Source organism: Nocardia sp. NBC_01377 (genome assembly GCF_045040005.1).
Classification (GTDB): domain Bacteria; phylum Actinomycetota; class Actinomycetes; order Mycobacteriales; family Mycobacteriaceae; genus Nocardia; species Nocardia noduli.
This window is the reverse complement of record NZ_CP109566.1, coordinates 6,549,072-6,570,193: the sequence shown is the minus strand read 5'-3', so window position 1 is coordinate 6,570,193 and position 21,122 is coordinate 6,549,072. Positions and strand designations below refer to the sequence as shown.

Here is a 21,122-nt window from a genome sequence, read left to right as displayed (position 1 = left end):
GGGGCCCGGGAGGGCTCATCGTCGCGACGAGCCCATGAGCCCACCAGCCACCTGAATGCGCGGGACGCACCGGTGAAAACCCCCTTGCCGGCCGGTGCGTCCCGCCCCGGCGTGCCGGGCTCAGGCCCGGGCGTGCGCCGATTCGATGACCGGATGGGCCTGCTGACGCCAGTCCGAGACCGCGCGCCCCTGCCACCGGGACAGGGTGGAATCGAACTGTTTCGCGCGTTTTGTCACCGTCAGCCCCACGTAAGTGTGGCCGTCGGTGATGGCCGCGGTCGCGACCGCGCACGCCTGCTCCACCTCGCCCGAGCCGAGCAGCGCCGCGGCGTGCTCGAACCGGACCAGCGCGGGTTCCATCGTCTCGCGCGGATCGTAGAGTGAGATCGCGTGCGCGGCGGCGGCCGCCGTCTCGTCCGGACGTCCGAGCCTGGCATAGCCGATAGCCCGATAGAAGGCGAGTTTCTCGGGTCGGAACGAGAAGATGCCGACCGGCAGGTCCGCGCTCGACAGACCGTCGAGCGCCGCGCTCGATCGATCGATGCAGTACGCGAATTGGTCACCGTCACCGAGATCGGCGTGCGCGCGCGCCGCCATACCCCACAACCAGGCCGCCGCCGCACCCGTACGCGGGTTCTCGGACAGTCGCGGCGTGAGCAGATCCAGCACTTCCCGCGGCTTGTCGCTGTAGGTGGGCAGATAGGCCAGGCCCGCGAGGGCGATATCCTCGGAATAGCGATCGCCGATATCCTGCGCCGCGTGGATCGCGGTCGTGTACCAGTTCCGCGCCCGGCCGAAATGACCTTCGTTGAAGAGTATTTCGCCGACGACATTCGCCAGCCGTCCCGCGGTGCGGACCAGCCGAATCTGATGGAATGTGGCCTGCCTTTCGGCGAGACATCCGCGAACGGTGCGGAATTGTTCCAGCGTGGTGTGCAGCAATTCGTGCGGCGGCACCTGGACCACCTGGCTGCCGAGGGTGTCGGCGGCCTCTTCCAGCAACCCGAGCCTGCGCTCGCTGATGGAACCCGCGTCCAGGGTGGCCAGCATTTTCTCGGGTTCGTTCGCCACGAGGTCTGCCGCTTGGCCGGCCAGGCCCGCGCCGATGCAGGCCAGCAACTCTCGACGTCTCACGTCGTCTTCCTCGACTTCCTTGTCGAGCCCGATCGGCGCCGCACGGATCGCCGTGTGTTCCAGCGCGTTATCCCTACCGAGCTTGGTGTTCGGCACGAGCACCGAGCTCGCGTCTCCGGTTTCACTGGCCGCGTCGTGGCCCGCCGAGATCGCCCGTTCGAATCGGGCGACGACAACTGAATCGGATTCGGACAGCACCCGGTCGAGTAGCCGCCGGCTTGCGGCATGCATCCGGGTTGTCCGGCCCTTCTCCCACAAGACCACGGTGCGCGGGGTAACGCCCACCAAGCGTGCGAACTCGTAGCGACTTCGCCTCATCGCCGCGCGAAGGGCCATCACGTCCTCGCCCGTCCAGTCGATCTCGAGCATAGGTCCTGCTTCCTTACACCAGGCTGGTTCAATCGGAAATTACTCGCATTTACCGTCTTCGGGTCTGTTATGCACCGAATCGCAACGCGCACTCTGGAAGTGCATCCGGCACCGGGTTGTGCCCAGACCTTTCGAAGGCGTCCGCTCTCCGGAAAATTACCGGCGCACGGTCCCGAAGCGGTCCGATCCAGCCGCTTCGAGCGCGGTATCCGGGGACGCTTTCCGGTGCCGGATGCACACGAACCCCGGAGGTGAACGATGGACGTACCGAACTCGGATATCAGGGAACTGTGGCTGATTCAGAGCCGTGACTGCACACAGGAACCATTATCCCTCGACTACGACCGTGCCCGATTCATCCTCTCGGTGCACGCGGGCCACGGCGCCGTCTGCCACCAGTACCTAACAGCGTCGGCCTTCTGTTCCCGGCAAGCCGCCGGCCACTGAACCCATGGGATCGCTCTGGTCGATCCTGCTCGGATGCGGCCTGCTCGTCGCCGTGGCGGGTGTGGTCGGCAGTTGGCTCGACCGCACCCAAGGCTCCCGCGAACACGACTCACCGGCAGCGCCTTTCAGCATCGAACAAGCACATACCGTGATGCAATCACATTGCGGATGCCGCGCCGACGACTGCTCCCGCAAAGCCGCCGCGTTCCGCGCCCTCGTCGAAGCGGGACGCATCGTGCCCGACGCCCGCGCCGACCGCTACTCCCTATGAGCCGATCGCCCGGGTTCGCGGGGTGGAAGAGGCTATTTCCGGTCCACGACGGTCCACATCGCCAGCTCGGCGCCACGCGACGGAGTCCCGTTCCACGGGTGGACGTCGAAGTTCTCATCGCTCAGGAGAGCCCGATACTTCGGCTTCGTGAAACCCTAGTTGGTAACCATGACGACGGCCGTACGCTCCGCGAGTTCAGTGCGTTTCAGCATATGCGCGATGTCGGTGGCCACCGACCTGAGATCTTCCGGACCGTTCGACGCCGGAACCGTGAGATCGATGCGAATCGAGATCTTCCCCGGTCGGTCCGGCAGATCGACCGTGCCGACCCCGAAGAAACAGGTGCCATCCGGCAGCGCGAGCTTCGACATGTCTGCGGTAACTCGCTTGTCCACCGCACTGCGGTACTCCGCAACGGGCAGTTCGACGCATCTTCCCGCCACTGGACCGGTCGTCGAACTCGAATGCACCGGATTCAGTGCGGGTTCGTCCGTGTTCTCCGACGTGCAACTCATCATGATCGAAGTCGCGGCGACGAGCGCGAAGATCTTGACGCGGCCGAATTCGAGAGCGTGAGTTGTCGAATAACCCGGCACGGAAGTTTGCGCCATCGATTTTCCATTCATCATCTTTGTGGCCCGAAGTCATCTTCTCGTCATGGGAAATGACATCGAACCCCCGCTCGAATCAGCCAGGCCGTCGCCCCGCGACCACCCCGTATCAGCGACCACCATCGCTGTCGTCGGAGATTTTGTCAACTGGCAGACATCGCGACCGATCTGCGAAAGTTATTGCAGGATGGCCCACTTCGATGGCCGATCGCATCGGGCCGTGGGGCATCCGCGTGCGCGGACCCACAGTCGCGCGGGACCGGATACGACACCCGTGCGCGACGATGGGGACATGAATCCCCCCGTGCCCGGACCGGTTTTCGATGTGTACGCCGTCCTGAACGGCGTCGTGGACCTGAGGTCCTATCCGCGCCGGAACCTGGTCCTGAGCTCGCCCCAGACCCCCTGACCGGCGGCTTCATCTTCGGCGCGGCCGACTACCAGCGCGCGATCTTCGAGCCGGTCGTCCACCTGGTCAACGGCATCGAGATGCTCGAATCCCAGGGATGGGAGCTGGTCAGCGTGGTCGAACGCAATATCGAGAGCGTCTACTACACAATGGCGTTCATGCGCCGCTCCTGATCTTGTCGCTGAGCGAACATGGTGGACGAGATGCGGCGGCGGAACTCGGGAGACCTCGGGGACAGGGCTGTCGGCGGGACCATCGTCGGTGCCGGAGCAACCGTGGTAGCCGTCGTCTTCGCCGTGCCGGTCGGTAAGAAGAAGCGGCGCACGTCGCCCAGGGGGCGAACCGCGAGGACGGAACGCCGCCCGCCGCGGGTTCGGTAATCGTGCGGGCGCAGGCAGGCGGACGGGCTACCCGAGGACTTCGAGAATTCTTTGGGCGAGCGGCCCGGCCGAGGCGGGGTTCTGGCCGGTGAACAGGTTGCGGTCGACGACGGTGTAGGGCTTCCAGGTCTCCCCGCGGGTGAAGTCGACGCCGAGTTCGACCAGTCCGTCCTCGACGGTCCAGAATGCCTTCTCACGCAGCCCGACGGCGTCTTCCTCGTCGTTGGTGTAGGCCGTCATGCGGTAGCCGGTGAAGGGTGACACTCCGTTGCGTCTGGTCGCCAGGATGGCCACCGGCGCGTGACACACGATTGCGAGTGGTTTGCCCGAGGCGAGGGCGGCGGTCAGTAGCCTCCCGGAATCGGCGTCCTTCCACAGGTCTTCCATGGGGCCGTGGCCGCCGGGGTAGTACACGGCGTCGTAGTCCGCGAGCCGAGCGGCGGCCAATTCGATCGGTCGGCGCAACTCCTCCGCGGTGCGTAGGACTTCCTCCAGATCGAGAGCGATCCGCTCACCGCCTGCCATCGACGGCCGCAGGCTCATCGAGTCGACGTGCGGTATCACTCCGCCGGGGGTGGCGACGACGATATCGTGGTCGGCCCCGGTGAGGGCGCTGTAGGGCGCGGCGAATTCCTCGGCCCAGTAGCCGGTCGGGTGTCGGGTGCCGTCTTTCAACGTCCAATACGCCGCGCCGGTCATCACGAAGAGAGCTGTGGCCATGACTGCGTACTCCCTTGCCGGTGGTGAGGCCGTAGGCGAGCAATACCGATCTCCGGGCGACCCGGGTCGCCGTCCACTGTAAAGCGGTGTCGATACATACGGCAATGCGTGAATTTCCCGATGCGAATTCAATTTGCCAAAAGTAAGCTGTGGGCCGCACTCGACACCCACGGAGATGCCATGAGCGATATGACCACCGCGGCAGCGGGCCGGCCGGGATCGGAACTGGTCGGCCGCACGGTCGTCCTGATCGGCGGTAGTGCGGGCATCGGGTTGGAGACAGCCAGGCGGGCGCGTGCCGAAGGCGCGGAAGTGGTGCTCACCGGCCGCGATCCCGACCGGTTGACGCGCGCCGCCGCCGACGTCGGAGCTCAACGCGCCGCCGCGTTCGATGTCACCGACGACGACGCGCTGGCGGGCTTCTTCGGTGAGCTGCCCGCGAAGATCGACCACGTCATGGTCACCGCGGGTGGGCCCCGCTACGCGCCGCTGCTGGAAATGGATTCGGCCCAGGTGCGCGAGGTTCTCAGCGGTCATGTGGCCACCTATCTCGCGGTGGCGCGCCACGCGGCGAACAAGCTGAACGACCGGGTTTCGTTGGTTTTCATGGGTGGCACCGGTGGACGGCGCATATCCAAGAGTGCCGGAATCGTCTCGGCGGCCACCTCCGCGCTGCCTCCGTTCACGGCGGCTCTCGCCCTGGAGCTCGCGCCCGTGCGGGTGAACCTCATCGCCGCCGGATTCGTGGACACACCCCTGTCGCAGCGCACGCCGATCGACGGACTGTTCCTCGCGGGGGATTGGACCCGCACCGGCCTGCCGTCGACCATGGAAGCCGCCGCGGAGAGCGCGGTGCTCGCCGTCGACGCGGTTCGCGAGTTCCTCGGCGCGCGCGTCGGCGTGGCCGAGGGTGACAATCAAGTCGGCTGAACAATTCTGAAAGACCTGGTGGCCGCATATTTTCGCGGTTGTCTTCGCGTGTCCGGCAATCCGTGGTCCCCGCGGGTCCGAATGCGAAACGACAAGTTCTTTCAGGATGAAAGGCGTTAGATGGGCACCGGCAAGCACAGGGCGACCAGCCCGCGTCGACAGAAAATAGGGTCCATGGTCGTGGCGGGCGCGGTCCCCGTTGTCCTGACCCTGGTGGGCACCGGTACCGCGAATGCCGAGCCCGAGCAGTTCGTCCCCGTGAGCCGGAGCGACGCGGCGATCGCCGACGCGGTGGCGGACGAGGCGCCGCAGTGGCCTGCCGCCGACGTGCCCAACGTGCGCCCGTACCAGGGCACTCGGATTCCCGAAGACACGTTGACGTCGTTGCAGTGGGCGCGCCCGATCCCGAAGGGCGAGTACCTGGCCCCGCTGGAAGCCCTGCACGCACCCGTCACGGTCGCGCCGGTGCCGCCGATCGCGCCGCCGCCGGGCATGCTGCGCTTCGGTGATGTCCAGGTCGAATCGCCGGAATGGCTGCCGAGGGAACAGGCCATCCAGATCAACGACGGGTCGGCACAGGCCGAGGCGAATCTCGCCACGTTCCTCGACTCGGTCGGTATGGAACGCACGCGCTCCGATCGGGTCGCGAGCCAGACCATCGGCTCCGCCGCGATCGGCGCCACGGCGGGCGCCGCGTTCGCGAGTCCGTTCGCCCTCATCGGCGCGGGCGTCGGCGGCGGCATCGGGCTGGCCATCGGTCTGCCGTTCGCCCCGATCGGTCTCGCCGCCGCTCCGCTCGGCGCTGCCTACGGCTTCGGCCTGATGGCGGCCCCGCTCGCGGCGATCGGCGCGGGCATCGGCGCGGGTGTCGGCATGACCGCCGCTCTCGCCGCCCCGCCGCGCGCACTCGAAGCCGCTCCGGCTACCGCGGCTCCCGCCGATCAGGTGATGGACGAGACGGTCGAAGGCTGACCCGACCGAACAGCGCACCGGCCCGCCCGAGGGTTTTCGAACCTTCGGGCGGGCCGAGCCGTTTCCTCAGACCAACTGCTTCTGCCTGCGCAGACGAATCCGTAGATCGGCCATCAGCGCGTGGCTGCCGCCGTGGCGCAGCGGACGCGGAATGAAGCGGTTGACGAATCCGACGAAAACGAACAGGTGCTCGAAACGGCGCTGATCGGCCGCGGACCATTTCAGCTGCATCTGCTCGCGGAAATGCGGCGCGAGGAAGCCGATCGTGAGGAATTGCAACAGTTTCCGGAACGGCAGCCGTAGATACCAGTGGATCATTCGCAGATTGAGCAGATCATCGACGTAGGAACGCACGTAGTCGTCCAGGACCGCCTGCTCGCAGGCCTTGTTCCAGTACTCGTCGAAATCCTTGCGGGTGGCGGGCCACATCTCCTCGGTGACCTGGAGGGTCGTGCCGAGGGTGGACGACGACGCGTAGAAGGCCTCGGCCTGCTCCTCGCTCATCCGTCCCTGGAGCAGTTGGTAGGTGTCCTCGAAGCCGATGTAGAGGCATGCGGCGACCCACATCTGGAGATCGCGGTCGAACGCGTTGTACTTCACCGGAGCGCCCGGCTGCGAGCGCACGTGCCGGTGCACCGCGTTCACGGCCTCGCGATAGGCCGTACGCTCCTCGTCCGTCCCGAGGATGGCCACGGCCAGGTACTGCGTGGTGGTGCGGGCCCGCTTCCACGGATGTTTCATCAGGGATCCGGATTCGACCTTGCTCTCGGCCACCCCGTAGCCGACGCCTGGCCGCGCCATCTGCATCGCCACATTGGCCGCCGCGCCCGCGAAGGACCAGAAGTCCAACGCGTCGGACAGTTTCAGCGGCCGCTTGGTGAGCGGGCGATGCGCGGTGCTGATGTGAATGCGGGTCCGGCCCGCGTTCGGGGCGGTGGTGTCCCGGTGATCTCTCGGCTGAGCGGCGGCGGTCATGCCATTCCTTTCGTGATGCTGCGGACGGCACGAACGCACAGCGTCGTGACGGTCCGTGCGGTGGCGACGAGAACCGCGGTGAGGAACAGACAGCCGAGGAATTCGAACACTGTCATTTCCGTACCGAGAATTCCGTTGAGCACCTTCATTTTTCGTTCATCGACAAGCCGGTGAGCATCGGTTCCGCTGCCCGCCTCCGAACCCGGACTCCGGAGGATCCGGCGCACCCCGATATCCGCGGTGTGCGGCACCGTGTGAAACGTCATCGAACCTCCGGCGGACGGGTGGCGCGGGGTCGGCCCCATCAGCAATATGTTACTGCATATTCTCATCAGTTCGCGAGCTTGTTCCGGATTCGATCCGGGGGTTCGGTGAGGTCGTGGCCGCCCGATAAATGCGCCGTAAACGGGGATTATGAGACACCGAATGCCTCGAGTATCTCGAGGTGTCCGCGCGGGACGGATTCGCGCGTAGTTATCGGCAGATCGGCCGGTTCGTGATCGAATAGGTGGCAACTCCGCGGGGCTTCCTCGCGTGCGACGGGGGCGCGGATGTCGTCCGGTCCCTGACGGATTCCCGCTGTCCGCCCCCGCTCAGCTGTCGGAACTGATGGCAACATAGAGACCCCGCGAGATGGGCTGACGCGGTCTTTTCGCGTGAAGATCCGGGTAGTGCGAGGTGGATTCACTCGTAGGGCTTCCGCTTACTCGAGAATCGTGCGTAACATATGGGCGCATACCGGACGGGTGGTCACGCGGTGGGGCTCGCTCCAGCGTCGCGACGATCCCCTCGGGGTCGAGGCAGGGGCGCCTCGGTACTCGTTCCGGCACGGGAAAGGACGCACGTACATGCTCGAGAAGCTGGATCGAATATTCAGCTACGAGATGAAGGTCTCCGAGTTCGTCGGGACCCTGATCATCCTCGGAATCCCTTATGGGCTGATCGGTCTCATCTGGACGTTGACGCACACCGCGCATCTGAAAGATATTCACGGACTCGACGTCGTCATGTCCTTCCTCGGTTCCATCGTGTGCTGGCCGGTGCTCACCTTCTCGAATGTGTGCATGACCTGATGATGGCGCTGGTGTGGCTCATCGACATCCTGGTGATCGGTCTCGAGATCCTCGGTGGGCGGACGAAGGTGAATCCGGTCCTGCGCTACGGACTGTGGCTCGCGGTGCTGAGCACCCTCGTGGCGGGCGTCGGTGTCCTCGGCTACCTCCTGGTGCTGCTGGAACAACGGCTCAGCGAGCAGGCCTAGTCCGGGACAACGCAATTACCTGAAGTATCAGACGGAAACTTAAGAGGCATATTCCGTCACCGATTCGATGAGTGCTGCCCCGAATTATGCGGCAGTACTGGCGAATTACGCTTACATGGCTCGACAAGGTCGCGTACCGGCGGACATTCATACGGAGAATTTATATTCACATCTGTGTTGTGTCTCACGTCGAATCCATGCGACACTGCACACGCTCCGCGCCTCGCCTGGGGAGACCTGAACATCGGTCGGCGAGTGAGCGACGGACAGCCGGGAAAGGACTCGGGCACCAGTGACCACCACCGAAAGACCTCCGAGACAGAGCGATCTGGAATCGGCGGTACAGGACCTGAGAGGGCTGTGGCAGCGGCATCCACAGCGCTCGCTCGAAACCCTCGGCCGTCAAGTGATGCTCGGCCGCGACGCGGTGATCGAGCTGTTCCGTGCCCTCTTCGCGCGCCAGTTCCCCTACCACGAGTTCATCAAGCAGTGCGCGTTCATGGCGAGCGTCTCGGCCGCGCCGACGGTGTTCGTCGCCATCCCCATCGCGGTCGTGGTGTCGATCCAGGTGGGCGCCTTGGTGAATCAGGTCGGCGCGACCACCTTCATCGGCGCGGTCGCCGGCCTCGGGATCATCCGCCAAGGGGCACCGCTGGTCACCTCGTTGATGATCGCGGGCGCGGTCGGCTCGGCGATCTGCGCCGACCTCGGCTCACGCACCATTCGCGAGGAGATCGACGCGATGATGGTCATGGGCGTCGACCCGGTGCGGCGGCTCGTCGCACCGAGACTGCTGGCGGCGGTGCTGGTCAGCATGCTGCTGTGCGGTTTCGTCGTCTTCGTCGGATTCGCGACCGCCTACATGTTCAACGTCTACGCCCAGTCCGGGACGCCCGGCTCGTTCATCAGCTCGTTCTCCTCCTTCGCGGTGGCCAACGATCTCAGCATCGCCCTGGTGAAGGCGGCGGTATTCGGCGCGCTGACCGCGATCATCGCTTGCGACATCGGATTACACGCCAAGGGTGGACCCGGCGGTGTCGCGAACGCGGTCAACTCGGCCGTGGTCACCTCGGCGCTGATGCTGTTCGCGACCAACATCATCCTGACGCAGCTGTACAACACGCTGTTCCCGACGAAGGTCATCTGAGGTGGGCTCGCGATACACCCCACCCGCGCTGAAACCGTTCCGCGCGGTCGGCACGGCGGTCGCGGTGCCGTATCAGGTGAATCAGCGCATCGGGCATCAGGTCATCACGTTCTTCCAAGCGGTGGCCGCGATTCCGCTGGCGATGCGGCACTATCGCAAAGAGGTGCTGCGGCTCACCGCCGACGTCGGCTGGGGTAACGGATCGCTGGTGGTCGGCGGCGGCACGGTCGGTGTCGTCATCATCCTGTGCGCCTTCGGCGGCATCACGGTCGGCATGGAGTCGTACTCGGCGCTGAACCTGCTCACGATGGGCCCGCTGACCGGCGCCATCTCCGGTTTCGCCACCACGAGGGAATTGGCGCCCATCCTGGCCACTCTCGCCTTCGCCATCCAGGCGGGCTGCCGTTTCACCGCGCAACTCGGCTCGATGCGGATCTCCGAGGAGATCGACGCACTCGAATCCATCGCCATCCGCCCGCTGCCGTACCTGGTCACCACCAGGATGATCGCGTCGACACTGACCATCATCCCGCTGTACACGGTCGGCCTGGCCACCGCCTACCTTGCCACGAAACTGTCGGTGCTGTTCCTCGGCGGCACCTCGGCGGGCACCTACGACCACTACTTCTTCCAATTCCTCATCGGCCCCGACGTCTTCTATTCCCTGCTCAAGGTCGCGGTCTTCACACTGCTCGCGACCTTCATCCAGTGCTACTACGGCTACATCGCGACCGGCGGCCCCGAAGGGGTCGGGGTGGCGGCGGGCCGCGCGATCAAGATGGTCATCGTCGTCATGGTTTTCACCAATCTGTTCATGACCCTCGCTATCTGGGGCATCGACCCCGGATTCCGGATCTCGGGATAGGGGGGCGCGAATGTTGCTCGATCCAAGCGGACGCGGCCCGACGGCCCGTCAGCTCACCATGGCCGGCATCGCCATGATCGTCGCCGTCGCCGTCGCGGCGGGACTGCTCGTGCTGCGCTACAACGGATATTTCGAGAAGAAGGTGCCGGTGACGGTCGAACTCACCAGCACCGGTGACGGCCTACCCTCCCACGCCGACGTGAAATTCCGCGGCATGGTCGTCGGTTCCGTCGAACAGGTGGAGGTGGTCGGGAAGGGGTTGCGCCAGCGCGCCGACGTCGGCTTGAAACCCGATGTGGCCCACACGATTCCGGCCGGAGTGAAGGCGCGGGTGGTACCCAACAACCTGTTCGGCGTCACCGCGATCGAACTGGTCGACAGCGGATCGGGCGGCGCGAAGCTGTCGGCGGGCGCGGTCATTCCCGAGGACACCGGCGCGGGCGCCATGCAGTTGCAGACCACCCTCACCGTGCTGCGCGACGTTCTCGACAATATCCAGCCGGAGAAACTCGGCCGGGTGCTGGCGACGCTGGCGGCGGCGCTCGAGCCCGGTGCGCGCGCCCCCGGTTCCACCGTCGAACGTCTCGACCTCTGGCTGACCCAGATCCACGGGACACCCGGCATCGGGAATCTGCTCGGCGACCTGGGTCGCGCCACCACCGAATTGAGCAAGTCCGCGCCCGAATTGGTGGGCGTGCTGACCGAATCGGTGACGGTGGCGCGCACGCTCACCGAACGCCGCGACAATCTGATCGCCCTGCTGGCGAACGCGAGCAGCACCATCGACTCGGTGAACGCGCTCTTCGCGGCCAATCCGAATGCCGCGAAGGAACTCGTGCCCGGCCTCGATCAGGTCTTCGGCGACCTCGCCCCCGACCCGGACGCGATCCCGTTCACCGTGAGCAACCTCAACGCGACGCTGGGCAAACTCGGCTCGGTCTTCACCTTCGGTCCGAAACGCCAGATGGTGTGGGCGATGGATGTGAGCCTCACGCCGTTCCAGCAGTACACCGCCGCGGACTGCCCGCGCTACGGCGATATGTACGGGCCGCGCTGCGGCGGTCCCACGATCCCCGAAGTCGCTCCGGCGCAGGTGTATCCGCCCCAGATGCTGCCGCGCCGGCTCGACGCCGCCGGTCCCGCGCCGATCTCGATCGTGCCGGGCCCGCAGGGGGCGCTCGGCACCGGGACCGCCGGAACTCCCGCGATCCCCGGTCTTCCCGGCATCCCCGGTATTCCGGCGATTCCCGGAATCACCGCGCCCGCCTCGAACAACACCGGCGCGACGCCGGACGCCCGGCCGATCGCCTCCGGACGCGGATACGCAGGCGTCGCCGCCGTGGTCGGCGGTCCGCCGACGGCCGCGCAGTTACTGCTGATCACGCCGCTGATCGCGGGCGGAACCGTCACCGTGTACGACACCGAGGAAGGGGGTAACTGACGGTGAAATCCGGTAAATCGCTCGCGGGCTTCAGCTTCTTCGCGGTGCTGGCGATCCTACTGACCTACACCATCTGGTCGACACTGCAACGCTCGGTGCCCGGCGATACCGCGACCTACTCCGCGACCTTCTCCGATGTGATGGGGGTGCGGGTCGGCGACGACGTCCGCATGGCGGGGGTGCGGGTCGGTCGCGTCGACGGCATCGACTTCGACGACGACTACATGGCCGAGATCGAATTCCGCCTCCAGGACCGGCAGCGGTTGACCACCACGACGAAAGCGCTCGTCCGCTACCAGAACCTGATCGGTCAGCGCTATATCGCGTTGATTCCCGGCGAGGGAGACGGCGAGGTGCTGCGCCCCGGCGCTCACATCCCGATCGAGCGCACCGAGCCCTCCTTCGATGTCTCCTCGCTGCTGTCCGGATTCGAACCGCTGTTCGGGGTTCTGCAACCGGATCAGGTGAATTCGCTGTCGGAGACCCTGATCCAGGCCTTGCAGGGTGACGGCGTCTCGCTGAGCATGCTGATCACCCAGGCCGCCGAACTGGCGGGCACCTTCGGCCAGCGCGACAGGATCCTCGGCGATGTCATCACCAACCTCAGCAGTGCGCTAGGCGGTCTGGCCAATCGCAGCCACGAACTCGAAACCCTGATCACCCAGGCCCGCTCGCTGGTCGAAGCGCTCTACGCGGAGGGCGAATCGCTCAAGAGCTCGGTCGATCAGGTGGCGACCGCGACCGACTCGCTCGTCGGCCTCGTCACCCAGGTGCGACCCGATCTGGCCAGGGCGCAGAACGACGCGACCACCGGTATCGCGCTGCTGCTGGTCAGCGGCGCGGCACTGGACCGGGCCGCGGTCCAGTTCCCCACGGTGCTCAACGGCCTGGCGCGTTTCACCAGCTACGGCGGGTACGCCAACGCCTACATCTGCAGGCTCGACGTCTCGCTGTGGGGCGTGCTCCTGCCACCCGGCCTGTTCTCCCAGGTCGGCGGCAACTCGCAATCGGAGGTATGCCGATGACGACATCGCGTCTGTCCTGGTATGCGAAGAACCGATATCTCTGGCTCGGTGTGATGGCCGCGGTCGCGGTCGCGCTGCTGCTGGTCGTGTCGAGCGCGGTCTCGGAGATGCGACTGGCGGACAAGACGATCCACGCCGAATTCGCGCAGGCCGCCGGGTTGCGGCCCGGCGCGACCGTCGACGTCTCCGGTATCGAGGTCGGCGCGGTCCGTTCGGTCCGCCTGGTGGGGGACAAGGTCGTCATCGACCTGCGCGTGCGTGGTGACCTGCGGCTCGGCAGCAATGCTGGGGCGGCGATCAAGATGTCGACCATCCTCGGCAGATTGCATGTGGAGTTGACACCGGGTCGGGGCGACGCCCTGCCCGACGACACCATCCGGCTGGAGAACACCGCGGTGCCCTACAACCTGGCCAAGGTGATCCAAGATCCGAAATACACCTCCTCGTTCGAGCGGATCGAGCGGATCGACCCCGACAAATTGCGGCAATCGCTCGACCTGCTCGACCGCCAGATGGGGGATTCCCCGCAGCTGACGGTCGCGGCGCTGGACAGCATCGGTTCGCTGGCGAAGGTCATCAACGAGCGTCGCGACGAGGTCGACACGTTGCTGAAGAGCATGGACCAGGTGTCGGAGCTGATCGCGGACAACCAGAACAGCGTGCTGTTGCTGTTGACAAGGGGCGAGGCGATCGGCAACGCCGTGGCCCTGCGGCAGACGATGCTGCGCAGCCTGCTCGACAATGTCGCCGCGCTCTCGGGGCTGCTCCAGCAGATGGGCATCGAGAACAACGGCCAGCTCGGTCCGCTCATCGAGAACCTCAACACCATGACCGAGGGGCTGGAGAAGAACCGGGAGAACCTGGATCGGCTCTACGAGATCATGCCGGTGGCTTTCCGGCAGTTCAACAACGCGCTCGGCAACGGTCCGTACGGCGACGTCTGGGCGCCGTGGATCCTGCCGGACAACTGGCTCTGTTTCGCACAGGCGGTACCGGGATGCAACTGAAGAAGATTCGTACGGTGATGAAACTCGTGGTGATGTGCACCGCCGTGGCGTTCGCCTCGGGGTGTTCGGTGCTGCCGGACAGCATCGCCTCGCTGCCGGGGGAATACCTCGACGAACATCTGCGCATCAGCGCGGATTTCGAGAATGTGGCCGGTCTCTACGCGGGTAACGAGGTCGCCGTGCTCGGCGTCCCGGTCGGCCGGGTGGACACGGTGACCGCGCGGGGCAGCTATGTCGAAGTCGTCATGTCGATCGACAAGGATGTCAAGATCCCCGCCGACGCGATGGCGGCGCTGATCTCCCCGCAGCTGATCACCAATCGGCACGTCGAACTGGCCCCCGCCTACACCGGCGACGGTCCGGCCCTGGCCGACGGCGACCATATCCCCTTGGCGCGCACCAGAACTCCGGTCGAGCTCGACCGGATCCTGGAGAATTTCGACCAGCTCGGCGCGGCGCTCGCGGGCGACAACGAGAGCGGTCCGATGGCGAGCCGGGTGTTGTTCCCGCTGCTCGACGGCAACGGCGACCGGCTCAGTCAGACGCTGGACTCGCTGTCGGCGGCCTTCGAGGTGACCCTGGCCAACAAGGACCAGATCGCCAACACCATCGTCAAACTCAACGACATCACCCAGGTGATCGCGTCCAACGATCAGACGGTGCGAGATTTCAGCGGCAGACTGACCGAATTGGTGCAGCTGATGGGCGAGCAGGCTCCCGGACTGCACGCGGTCCTCTCCCAGCTCAACGACTTCGTCGCCAATACCTCGATGGTGGTCGGGGAGAACAGGGATCAGCTGGCAGGCGCGCTGACCCGATTCGTCACCATCACCGAACAGATGCGCGCCAACGCGCGTGGCCTGACCGAAATCATCGATGTGACACCACTTTTCCTCCAGAACTTCTCCAACTCGGTGAGCCGCGAGCACCGTGCGCTGCGGCTGCACGGCCTGCTGGACAAGGCGGTACTCGACGGCGAGGCGCTGTCGCTGTTCTGCGAACGCGTCCAAATTCGGCTCGACGGCTGTCGCACCGGAAAGATTCAGGACATGGGCCCCGACTTCGGTCTCACCGCCGCACTCCTCGGGATCACCGAATGAGCGCGCGCACAGGATATTACGCGGCCCGCGTGCTGGCGGCGCTCGTCGTCGCCGGTGCGATGAGCGGCTGCGCGATCACGGTGGAGAACGTGCCGATGCCCAAACCGGGAATCGGCGGTGACGGCTACGTCATCCGCGCCGCCTTCCGCGACGCCCTCAACCTGCCCGAACGCGCGCACGTGAAAATCGGCGGCACCGATATCGGCGTGGTGACCGAGATCGAATCCACCAATTTCATCGCCGATGTCGAAATGCTGATCCGCACCGACATCCAACTACCGCGCGGCACCACGGCCGAATTACGTCAGGCCACCCCGCTCGGCGACATCTTCATCGCCATGACGCTGCCCGCGGCCGCACCCGACGCGCAGCTGCTTGGTCCGGGTGACACCATCGGTGTCGAGAACACCGCGGCGGGCGCGTCCGTCGAGCAGTTGATGGTCTCGATCTCCATGCTGCTCAACGGCGGCGGCCTGAACCAGGCGGCCAAGATCACCTCCGAGATGGATTCCATGTTCGCCGGGCGCGCACCGCAATCGGCGCACGTGCTCAACGAATTATCGAGCGCGATCGCGGCACTCAACCAGCGCACCGCCGATATCGACGGCACGTTGCACGGCATCTCGGTATTGACCGGCGAACTCGCCCGGCGCAAAGCCGAACTCGGCGTCGCCGCCGATACCTTCCCCGGGCTGCTGGGACTGGTGGCGGAGAACAACAGCGATATCGCGGGACTCATCCAGAAGGTCTCGGTGACCATGGCGGCCCTCGGTGATTTCACCGACACCACCTCGCCGGAATTCGTCAGCCTTTTCGACAGCGTCCAGAAACTCATGTTCGGCTTCTCCCAATCCCAGGAGCTCGGGCAGGCCCTGGAACGCTTCGACCAGGTGTATCCGAACGTCATGGCGTCCTTCGAGGGACCGACGCTGGCCGTCGCCGCGACCATCTCCTTCCTGAGCATCGGCGCGCTGACCGATCCGAATGGCAGCAGGCCGCCCGAACTCGGCGATGTGCCCGCCTTCATCGGCAGCCTCACACAGGTGATCGAGAAGGTCGGCGGCCGATTGAACAGCACGCCGTCGACACCGCGGCCGGGAGGCGGACGATGAATATCCCGTTGTGGAACTACCTGGTGGAGCGCCGGATCGCCGTCGCGAATATCGGCCTGATCGTCGTGCTGGTACTCGGCTCGGCCTATCTCGGCGCCGCGGTCCTTCGGCTCGATCTGCTGCCGAGCACCTACCGGGTCACCGTGGAACTCACCACCTCCGGTGGGCTCCTGTCGAACAACGACGTGACCTTCCGTGGTAGCCGGGTCGGCAAGGTGGCCCAAGTGCGAGTGGACGAGATCGGCATCACCGCGGTCGCCGAGATCGACTCGGACGCCAAGATTCCGGTCGGTGGCACGGTCGTCGTCGGCAGGCTGTCGGCGGCGGGTGAGCAATACCTGGACTTCCGGCCCGATTCCGACACCGGTCCGTACCTGGTCGACGGCTCGGTGGTCGAGCGCGCGCGGACCGAGGCTCCGGTGCCGATCGAATCCCTGCTCACCAATGTCAGCGGACTCATCGCGGGCCTGAATCCGCAACGGCTCACCGTGATCATCGACGAACTGGACAAGGCGCTGGCGGGCGGTCCCGATCGCCTGCGCAACATGATCTCCGGAATCAGCAGGGCGATGGCCGGTCTGGAAGGGCTGCTCCCGCAGACCCGTCAGCTCATCGAGAACCTCGGCGTGATCTCCGAGACCACCTCGCACGCGCAGCCGGACCTGACCACCCTCACCACCGGAGCGGGCGTGCTGTTCGAACAGTTGACCGCCGCCGACCAGGAGGTGCGTCGATTCCTCGACCTCGCACCGGGACAACTGGCCACCCTCGGTGGATTCGCCCAGGAGACAACGGATCCCATCACCAACCTGGTGACGAATTTCGTCGCCATCACCAGGGCCGCGAAACTGCGCGCCCCCGCGATCGCCGCACTGTTCCCCGCACTGCGCGAGGGCGTCGAGGCAATCGGCATCCCCGCCCACGACGGCGCCTTCTACACCCTCGTCGACCCCTGGCCCCGGCCCACCTGCGATTACGACACCATCCCCGTGGTCCCGACGCTGGAAACCACCGACACCAGGGTCCGGCTCTACAACTACTGCGTCACCAGCGATCCGGCGCTCCAGGTGCGCGGCTCGGCGAACGCGCCACGGCCCAACGTCCCGGACAACGGTTCCGGCCCGCCGCCCGGCGTCACCGGCGACGAACTCTCCCGACCAGCACCAGGCAGATAGGAACGATATGAGCGACAAGGACAGCGATACGGCACGGGACACGGTCGTCGGCAAGGGGCAAGCCGCGCAGGCCGCCGCGTCGGGAGTTACAGATGCCGCGCCGCCGACGAGCGTGGACGGTGGAGTAAAGCCCGTACCGGTATCGATTACCGCAGGCGGGGGCGCTGCTGGCGGGGCGACCGCTGAGACGCCGACCGCTGGGATGACGAGCGCCACCGGTGCGGCGGTGCTCACGTCCGCGGACTCGGACACCGGCGTTTCGGCCGATACCGAATCCGTCGAGACCGGTTCGGGTTCGGGCGGACTGCTCGGCCGCCTCCGACCTGGCAGGAAGGGCACCGTGGTGGTGCGCGCGGCGGCGGCAGTGCTGCTGGGCGCCTCGCTTGCCTCGTCGGTCTACTTCTTCCTCCAGGACCGCGAGGGAGACGCACTGCTGGCCGCCCAGGAGCAGGCGCGCGCCGCGGCGTGCGAATACGCCCCTGTCCTCGCGGACTACGACGCCAAGAACCTCGACGGCTATTTCACCGCCGTGCTCGCTGGTGCGACCGGCGACTGGAAGAAGCAGTTCGACGACACCAGTCGTGAGCTGAAAGAGGTCCTCTCCCAAGGGGAGGTGGTCTCGAAGGCCAACGATGTGCAGTGCGCGATCAAATCCGGCGACGAGACCTCCGCCGAGGCGATCGTGGTCATCGGACAGACCATCACCAGCCTCGGCACGCAGGGCAAACCGGCTCCCGGTCAGCTGTCGATGGTGATGCGGATGGAGAAGAAGGACGGCAAGTGGTTGGTCAACAAGGTGAATTCACCGCTGGATCCCACACCCCAGCAGTGACCGCCGGGCCCGCGCTCACACCGCGGCGGGCCTGCCGATCAGGATGACCTGCATCAGCCAGATGACGCGCGCGGGTGTGCAGATCGGATTGTCCGCGCCGTGCCAGCGGCCGAGGTCGACCACCAGTGCCAGCGCGGCGTGCACCAGCACCCTGGCCTCGGCGGCGGAGAGTTCGGGGCGGATCCCGCCGACCAGCTTGGCCCATTCCTCGACGTTGAGCCGCTGGATATTGCGCAGGACCGTGCGATCCTCCGGCGGTACATTGCTGATCTCGGCGTAGTAGACGAAGGTGAGCGCGCGCTCGGCGAAGGAGCCTCGCACATACAGTTCGATGAGGGTGGTCAGCGCCTGCTCGGGGCCGTCGGAGGCGGCTATCGCCGGCCCGATCGCGGCCGAGACCCGTTCCGCCGCACGGCGGAACGCGGCGGCCAGGATATCGCCCTTGCTGCGGTAGAACCGGTACACCGCCGAGGAGGCGGGCAATCCGGCCGCGTGCGCGATATCCTCCACGCTCACTTGGGGATAGCCGTGCTCATGGAAGAGTTCGATGGCCCGTTTGAGCAGTAGTTCGTGTTTGAAGGTGAGCGGAATCTCGGTGGCGCCGGGAGTCTCGGCCTCGGCGTCGAGGCCGGGGAGATCCGTACCGATGACCGCGTGGCCCGCCGACCGCAGCAGCGTCGTGAGCGCCCGCGCGGGCACCGACACGTGATGGTCGGACACACTGCCGACGACGCTCAGTGCCGCGGCGGCCAGCACCGCCCGCTCGTCGCCCCGCAGTTCCGGGCGCAACTCGACCAGTAGATCCCGGACCACGGTGTGGACCCGGATCAATTGGCCGCTGAGCACGCGGTTGTCCTCGGGTTCCAGGTAGCGGCTCTGCCAGCGCAGCAGCGCGGCACTGCGGCGATTGGCGAGGCATTGCGCGATCATGGTGTCGATGACGTAGTCGAGGCGTCGCTCGGGGGGCGTGCCTGCCAGTTCGTCGGGGATGCGCACGGTTTCGACGCCGAGTGTGCCCAGACGCAGCGTCTCTTCTCGGAACAGCGCGTATTTGCTGGGGTAGTGGCGGTAGAGCGCGGTGGAGCTGATGTCGAGACGGGAGGCGATGTCCTCCATGCTGACGCCGTGGTAGCCCGAAAGGCCGAACGCCTCGGCCGAGGCCGCCGCGATCTGCGCCCGGCGATCACGCGGGCGACGGCGGACCACACGCTGGGCGGTGCCGTCCTCCGTTTTCGTCTGCCGCGGGGCGCGACGTTTCGGGGCATCCATCCAGCGATGGTAACCCGACTCCTCGTCCGGAAACCCGAGTTCAGCGCCCCGGAAGACTATTTGAACGAAAGATCACAAATATGCGGTAACACGGCGATCAACGTGGGTGATCTAACCATTACGGTGGAGAATATCTACTAACATAATGCCTCTCGATCCGCGTGGCTCACACGGCGGCGGGTCGCCCGAAGAGCGCCACCTGCATCAGCAGTCGCACCCGTGCCTGCGCGGCGAAGGGGGCCGAGTCGAAGGTCCGCCCGAGATCGACCACGAGCGCGAACGCCGCGTGCACGAGGAACCTGGCCTCGGCGGGGGAGAGTTCCGGGCGCACCTCGCGCAGCAGGCGCGCCCATTCCTCGACGCTGAGCCGTTGGATATTGCGCAGCACCGTCCGCTCCTCGACCGGAACGTGCTGGAACTCGGTGTAATACACGAAGGTCAGCGCGCGTTCGGCGAAGGAGCCGTAGACATAGTGGCTGATCAGGTCGGTCAGCGCCGCCTCGGGGTTCGGCGCGGCGGCGACCGCGGGCCCGATCGCGCCCGACACCCGTTCGGCGGCCCGGCGGAACGCGGCGGCGAGCAGATCACTCTTGCCCCGATAGAAGCGGTACACGGCGGACGCGGCGGAAAGTCCTGCGGCGGTGGCGATTTCCTCCACGCTCACATTGGGATACCCGCGATCGTGGAAGAGTTCGACGGCTTTGCGGAGCAGCAGTTCGTGTTTGAACGAATCGGGAATCTCGACCACCACCGGCACCTCGACCGTCTTCTCCGCGGGCGGCAGCGGCGCGTCTGCGATGGCGAGACATGCCGAACCGAGCAGTCGGACAAGCGCTTTCGTCGGCAGCGTGGCGTGGTGATCGGCGATGCTGGTGATCACGCTGAGCATCGTGGCGCGCAGTACCCTGCGATCGTTCTCGGTCAGTTCCGGTCGCAGTTCGCCTATCCGGTCGCCGAGCGCGTCGAGCACCCTCAGTTGCTGTTCGTCGAGGGTCTGCCGATCCGCCTCGTCGAGATAGCGGCCTTCCCAGCGGACCAGGGTGATGCTCGGGCGGTTCTCGATGGTCGCGCCGACGAGGGCGTCGACGACATGTCGCAACCGTTCGCGCGGCGCCGACGGCTCGCCTTCGGCGCCGACCTCGACCGATTCGGTCATCGCCTGGCCGACCCGCAGCAGTTCCTCTCGGAACAGCGCGTATTTGCTGGGGTAGTGGCGGTAGAGGGCGGCCGAACTGATCCCGAGTCCGGAGGCGATGTCCTCCATGCTGACGCCGTGGTAGCCCAGCGACCCGAAGGCGGCCGCCGACGCGGCGGCGATCTGGGCACGACGGTTCTTCGGCCGCCGACGGATCTCCCGGGGTGCCGAGTCGCCGGTGACCGCCTTACGCGCCGTTCGGCGATTGTCGACACTCATATCCGACATGGTAACCAGCGGTGAGCGCCGCGCGGATTCGTCCGTCACCGATGGTGTGACGGGGCCGGACGCACCGGCGTGACGACGAGGCGGGTTTGTCTCGCGCCGGTGCGCCCGAATGTCGGCGTACGGGTACGGAAGATGTGGGAGGGCACCGGGAACATCATCCGTGGTTCCGCCGAGCAGGGAGTAACTTACATCAGTAATGACGCACCGAAAAGGCATCATCGCTCATAGAATCGATGATTACTTAATG

At 66.1% G+C, this 21,122-nt stretch carries 21 protein-coding genes; 14 read left to right on the top strand and 7 right to left on the bottom strand.

Translation table 11 applies throughout. The features are described 5' to 3' along the window. Positions 1-120: 120 nt before the first annotated feature. The gene (locus tag OG225_RS30355) at positions 121-1,503 is read right to left on the bottom strand and encodes a helix-turn-helix domain-containing protein (protein WP_405178347.1); all 1,383 of its coding nucleotides are present in this window, start codon (positions 1,501-1,503) and stop codon (positions 121-123) included. Between the two features lie 451 nt (positions 1,504-1,954). Between OG225_RS30355 and OG225_RS30350 the strand changes: the two genes are divergently transcribed. After that, on the top strand, positions 1,955-2,221 hold the full coding sequence (locus OG225_RS30350; protein ID WP_216908258.1) for a hypothetical protein: 267 nt from the start codon (positions 1,955-1,957) through the stop codon (positions 2,219-2,221). A gap of 155 nt (positions 2,222-2,376) precedes the next feature. On the opposite strand, the gene OG225_RS30345 is transcribed toward OG225_RS30350, so the two are convergent. Together OG225_RS30345 and OG225_RS30340 are read right to left on the bottom strand one after the other, a co-directional pair. Then, the gene (locus tag OG225_RS30345; protein ID WP_405178346.1) at positions 2,377-2,832 is read right to left on the bottom strand and encodes a hypothetical protein; all 456 of its coding nucleotides are present in this window, start codon (positions 2,830-2,832) and stop codon (positions 2,377-2,379) included. Between the two features lie 816 nt (positions 2,833-3,648). Further along, positions 3,649-4,341, bottom strand: coding sequence for a type 1 glutamine amidotransferase domain-containing protein (locus OG225_RS30340; RefSeq protein ID WP_405178345.1), 693 nt, complete (start codon positions 4,339-4,341; stop codon positions 3,649-3,651). A 180-nt stretch (positions 4,342-4,521) separates the two neighbouring features. Here OG225_RS30340 and OG225_RS30335 point away from each other — a divergent pair, with 180 nt between their 5' ends. After that, positions 4,522-5,271 carry an SDR family oxidoreductase gene (locus OG225_RS30335; protein ID WP_405178344.1) on the top strand — a complete coding sequence of 250 codons (750 nt, stop codon included), beginning with the start codon at positions 4,522-4,524 and terminating at the stop codon, positions 5,269-5,271. A 174-nt stretch (positions 5,272-5,445) separates the two neighbouring features. Continuing rightward, the gene (locus tag OG225_RS30330; RefSeq protein ID WP_405178343.1) at positions 5,446-6,243 is read left to right on the top strand and encodes a hypothetical protein; all 798 of its coding nucleotides are present in this window, start codon (positions 5,446-5,448) and stop codon (positions 6,241-6,243) included. 66 nt (positions 6,244-6,309) lie between these two features. On the opposite strand, the gene OG225_RS30325 is transcribed toward OG225_RS30330, so the two are convergent. Both OG225_RS30325 and OG225_RS30320 read right to left on the bottom strand, forming a co-directional pair. Next, on the bottom strand, positions 6,310-7,218 hold the full coding sequence (locus OG225_RS30325) for an oxygenase MpaB family protein (RefSeq protein ID WP_405178342.1): 909 nt from the start codon (positions 7,216-7,218) through the stop codon (positions 6,310-6,312). Beyond that, a complete protein-coding gene (locus OG225_RS30320; RefSeq protein WP_405178341.1) occupies positions 7,215-7,484 on the bottom strand; it encodes a hypothetical protein in 270 nt (89 codons plus the stop codon). Before OG225_RS30320 ends, OG225_RS30325 begins: the two co-directional genes overlap by 4 nt. 582 nt (positions 7,485-8,066) lie before the next feature. On the opposite strand from OG225_RS30320, the gene OG225_RS30315 reads away from it, so the two are divergent. From OG225_RS30315 to OG225_RS30265, 11 genes are all read left to right on the top strand, one after another. Then, positions 8,067-8,291, top strand: coding sequence for a hypothetical protein (locus OG225_RS30315; protein ID WP_405178340.1), 225 nt, complete (start codon positions 8,067-8,069; stop codon positions 8,289-8,291). Beyond that, positions 8,291-8,479, top strand: coding sequence for a hypothetical protein (locus OG225_RS30310; protein ID WP_405178339.1), 189 nt, complete (start codon positions 8,291-8,293; stop codon positions 8,477-8,479). The genes OG225_RS30315 and OG225_RS30310 overlap by 1 nt, the downstream gene beginning before the upstream one ends. Before the next feature lie 292 nt (positions 8,480-8,771). Continuing rightward, positions 8,772-9,626, top strand: a complete 855-nt coding sequence (locus OG225_RS30305) for an MlaE family ABC transporter permease (RefSeq protein ID WP_405178338.1) — start codon at positions 8,772-8,774, stop codon at positions 9,624-9,626. Position 9,627: 1 nt separating this feature from the next. Continuing rightward, positions 9,628-10,491: an ABC transporter permease gene (locus OG225_RS30300; RefSeq protein ID WP_405178337.1), complete on the top strand. Its 864-nt coding sequence runs from the start codon at positions 9,628-9,630 to the stop codon at positions 10,489-10,491. 10 nt (positions 10,492-10,501) lie between these two features. Continuing rightward, complete coding sequence (locus OG225_RS30295) at positions 10,502-11,932, top strand: MCE family protein (RefSeq protein WP_405178336.1); 1,431 nt, start codon at positions 10,502-10,504, stop codon at positions 11,930-11,932. 2 nt (positions 11,933-11,934) lie between these two features. Then, positions 11,935-12,957 (top strand): MCE family protein, encoded by a 1,023-nt coding sequence (locus tag OG225_RS30290; RefSeq protein WP_405178335.1) that lies wholly within the window; start codon positions 11,935-11,937, stop codon positions 12,955-12,957. After that, complete coding sequence (locus OG225_RS30285; protein WP_405178334.1) at positions 12,948-13,964, top strand: MCE family protein; 1,017 nt, start codon at positions 12,948-12,950, stop codon at positions 13,962-13,964. Before OG225_RS30290 ends, OG225_RS30285 begins: the two co-directional genes overlap by 10 nt. Next, complete coding sequence (locus tag OG225_RS30280) at positions 13,955-15,064, top strand: MCE family protein (RefSeq protein ID WP_405178333.1); 1,110 nt, start codon at positions 13,955-13,957, stop codon at positions 15,062-15,064. Before OG225_RS30285 ends, OG225_RS30280 begins: the two co-directional genes overlap by 10 nt. Beyond that, positions 15,061-16,176 carry an MlaD family protein gene (locus OG225_RS30275; protein ID WP_405178332.1) on the top strand — a complete coding sequence of 372 codons (1,116 nt, stop codon included), beginning with the start codon at positions 15,061-15,063 and terminating at the stop codon, positions 16,174-16,176. Before OG225_RS30280 ends, OG225_RS30275 begins: the two co-directional genes overlap by 4 nt. Then, entirely contained in the window at positions 16,173-17,351 is a 1,179-nt protein-coding gene (locus OG225_RS30270; RefSeq protein WP_405178331.1) for an MCE family protein, read from the top strand. Before OG225_RS30275 ends, OG225_RS30270 begins: the two co-directional genes overlap by 4 nt. A gap of 7 nt (positions 17,352-17,358) precedes the next feature. Continuing rightward, a complete protein-coding gene (locus OG225_RS30265) occupies positions 17,359-18,183 on the top strand; it encodes a hypothetical protein (RefSeq protein WP_405178330.1) in 825 nt (274 codons plus the stop codon). Between the two features lie 15 nt (positions 18,184-18,198). On the opposite strand, the gene OG225_RS30260 is transcribed toward OG225_RS30265, so the two are convergent. Further along, a complete protein-coding gene (locus OG225_RS30260; protein WP_405178329.1) occupies positions 18,199-19,452 on the bottom strand; it encodes a TetR/AcrR family transcriptional regulator in 1,254 nt (417 codons plus the stop codon). A 166-nt stretch (positions 19,453-19,618) separates the two neighbouring features. Next, positions 19,619-20,866, bottom strand: a complete 1,248-nt coding sequence (locus OG225_RS30255) for a TetR/AcrR family transcriptional regulator (protein ID WP_405178328.1) — start codon at positions 20,864-20,866, stop codon at positions 19,619-19,621. Positions 20,867-21,122: the final 256 nt, after the last annotated feature.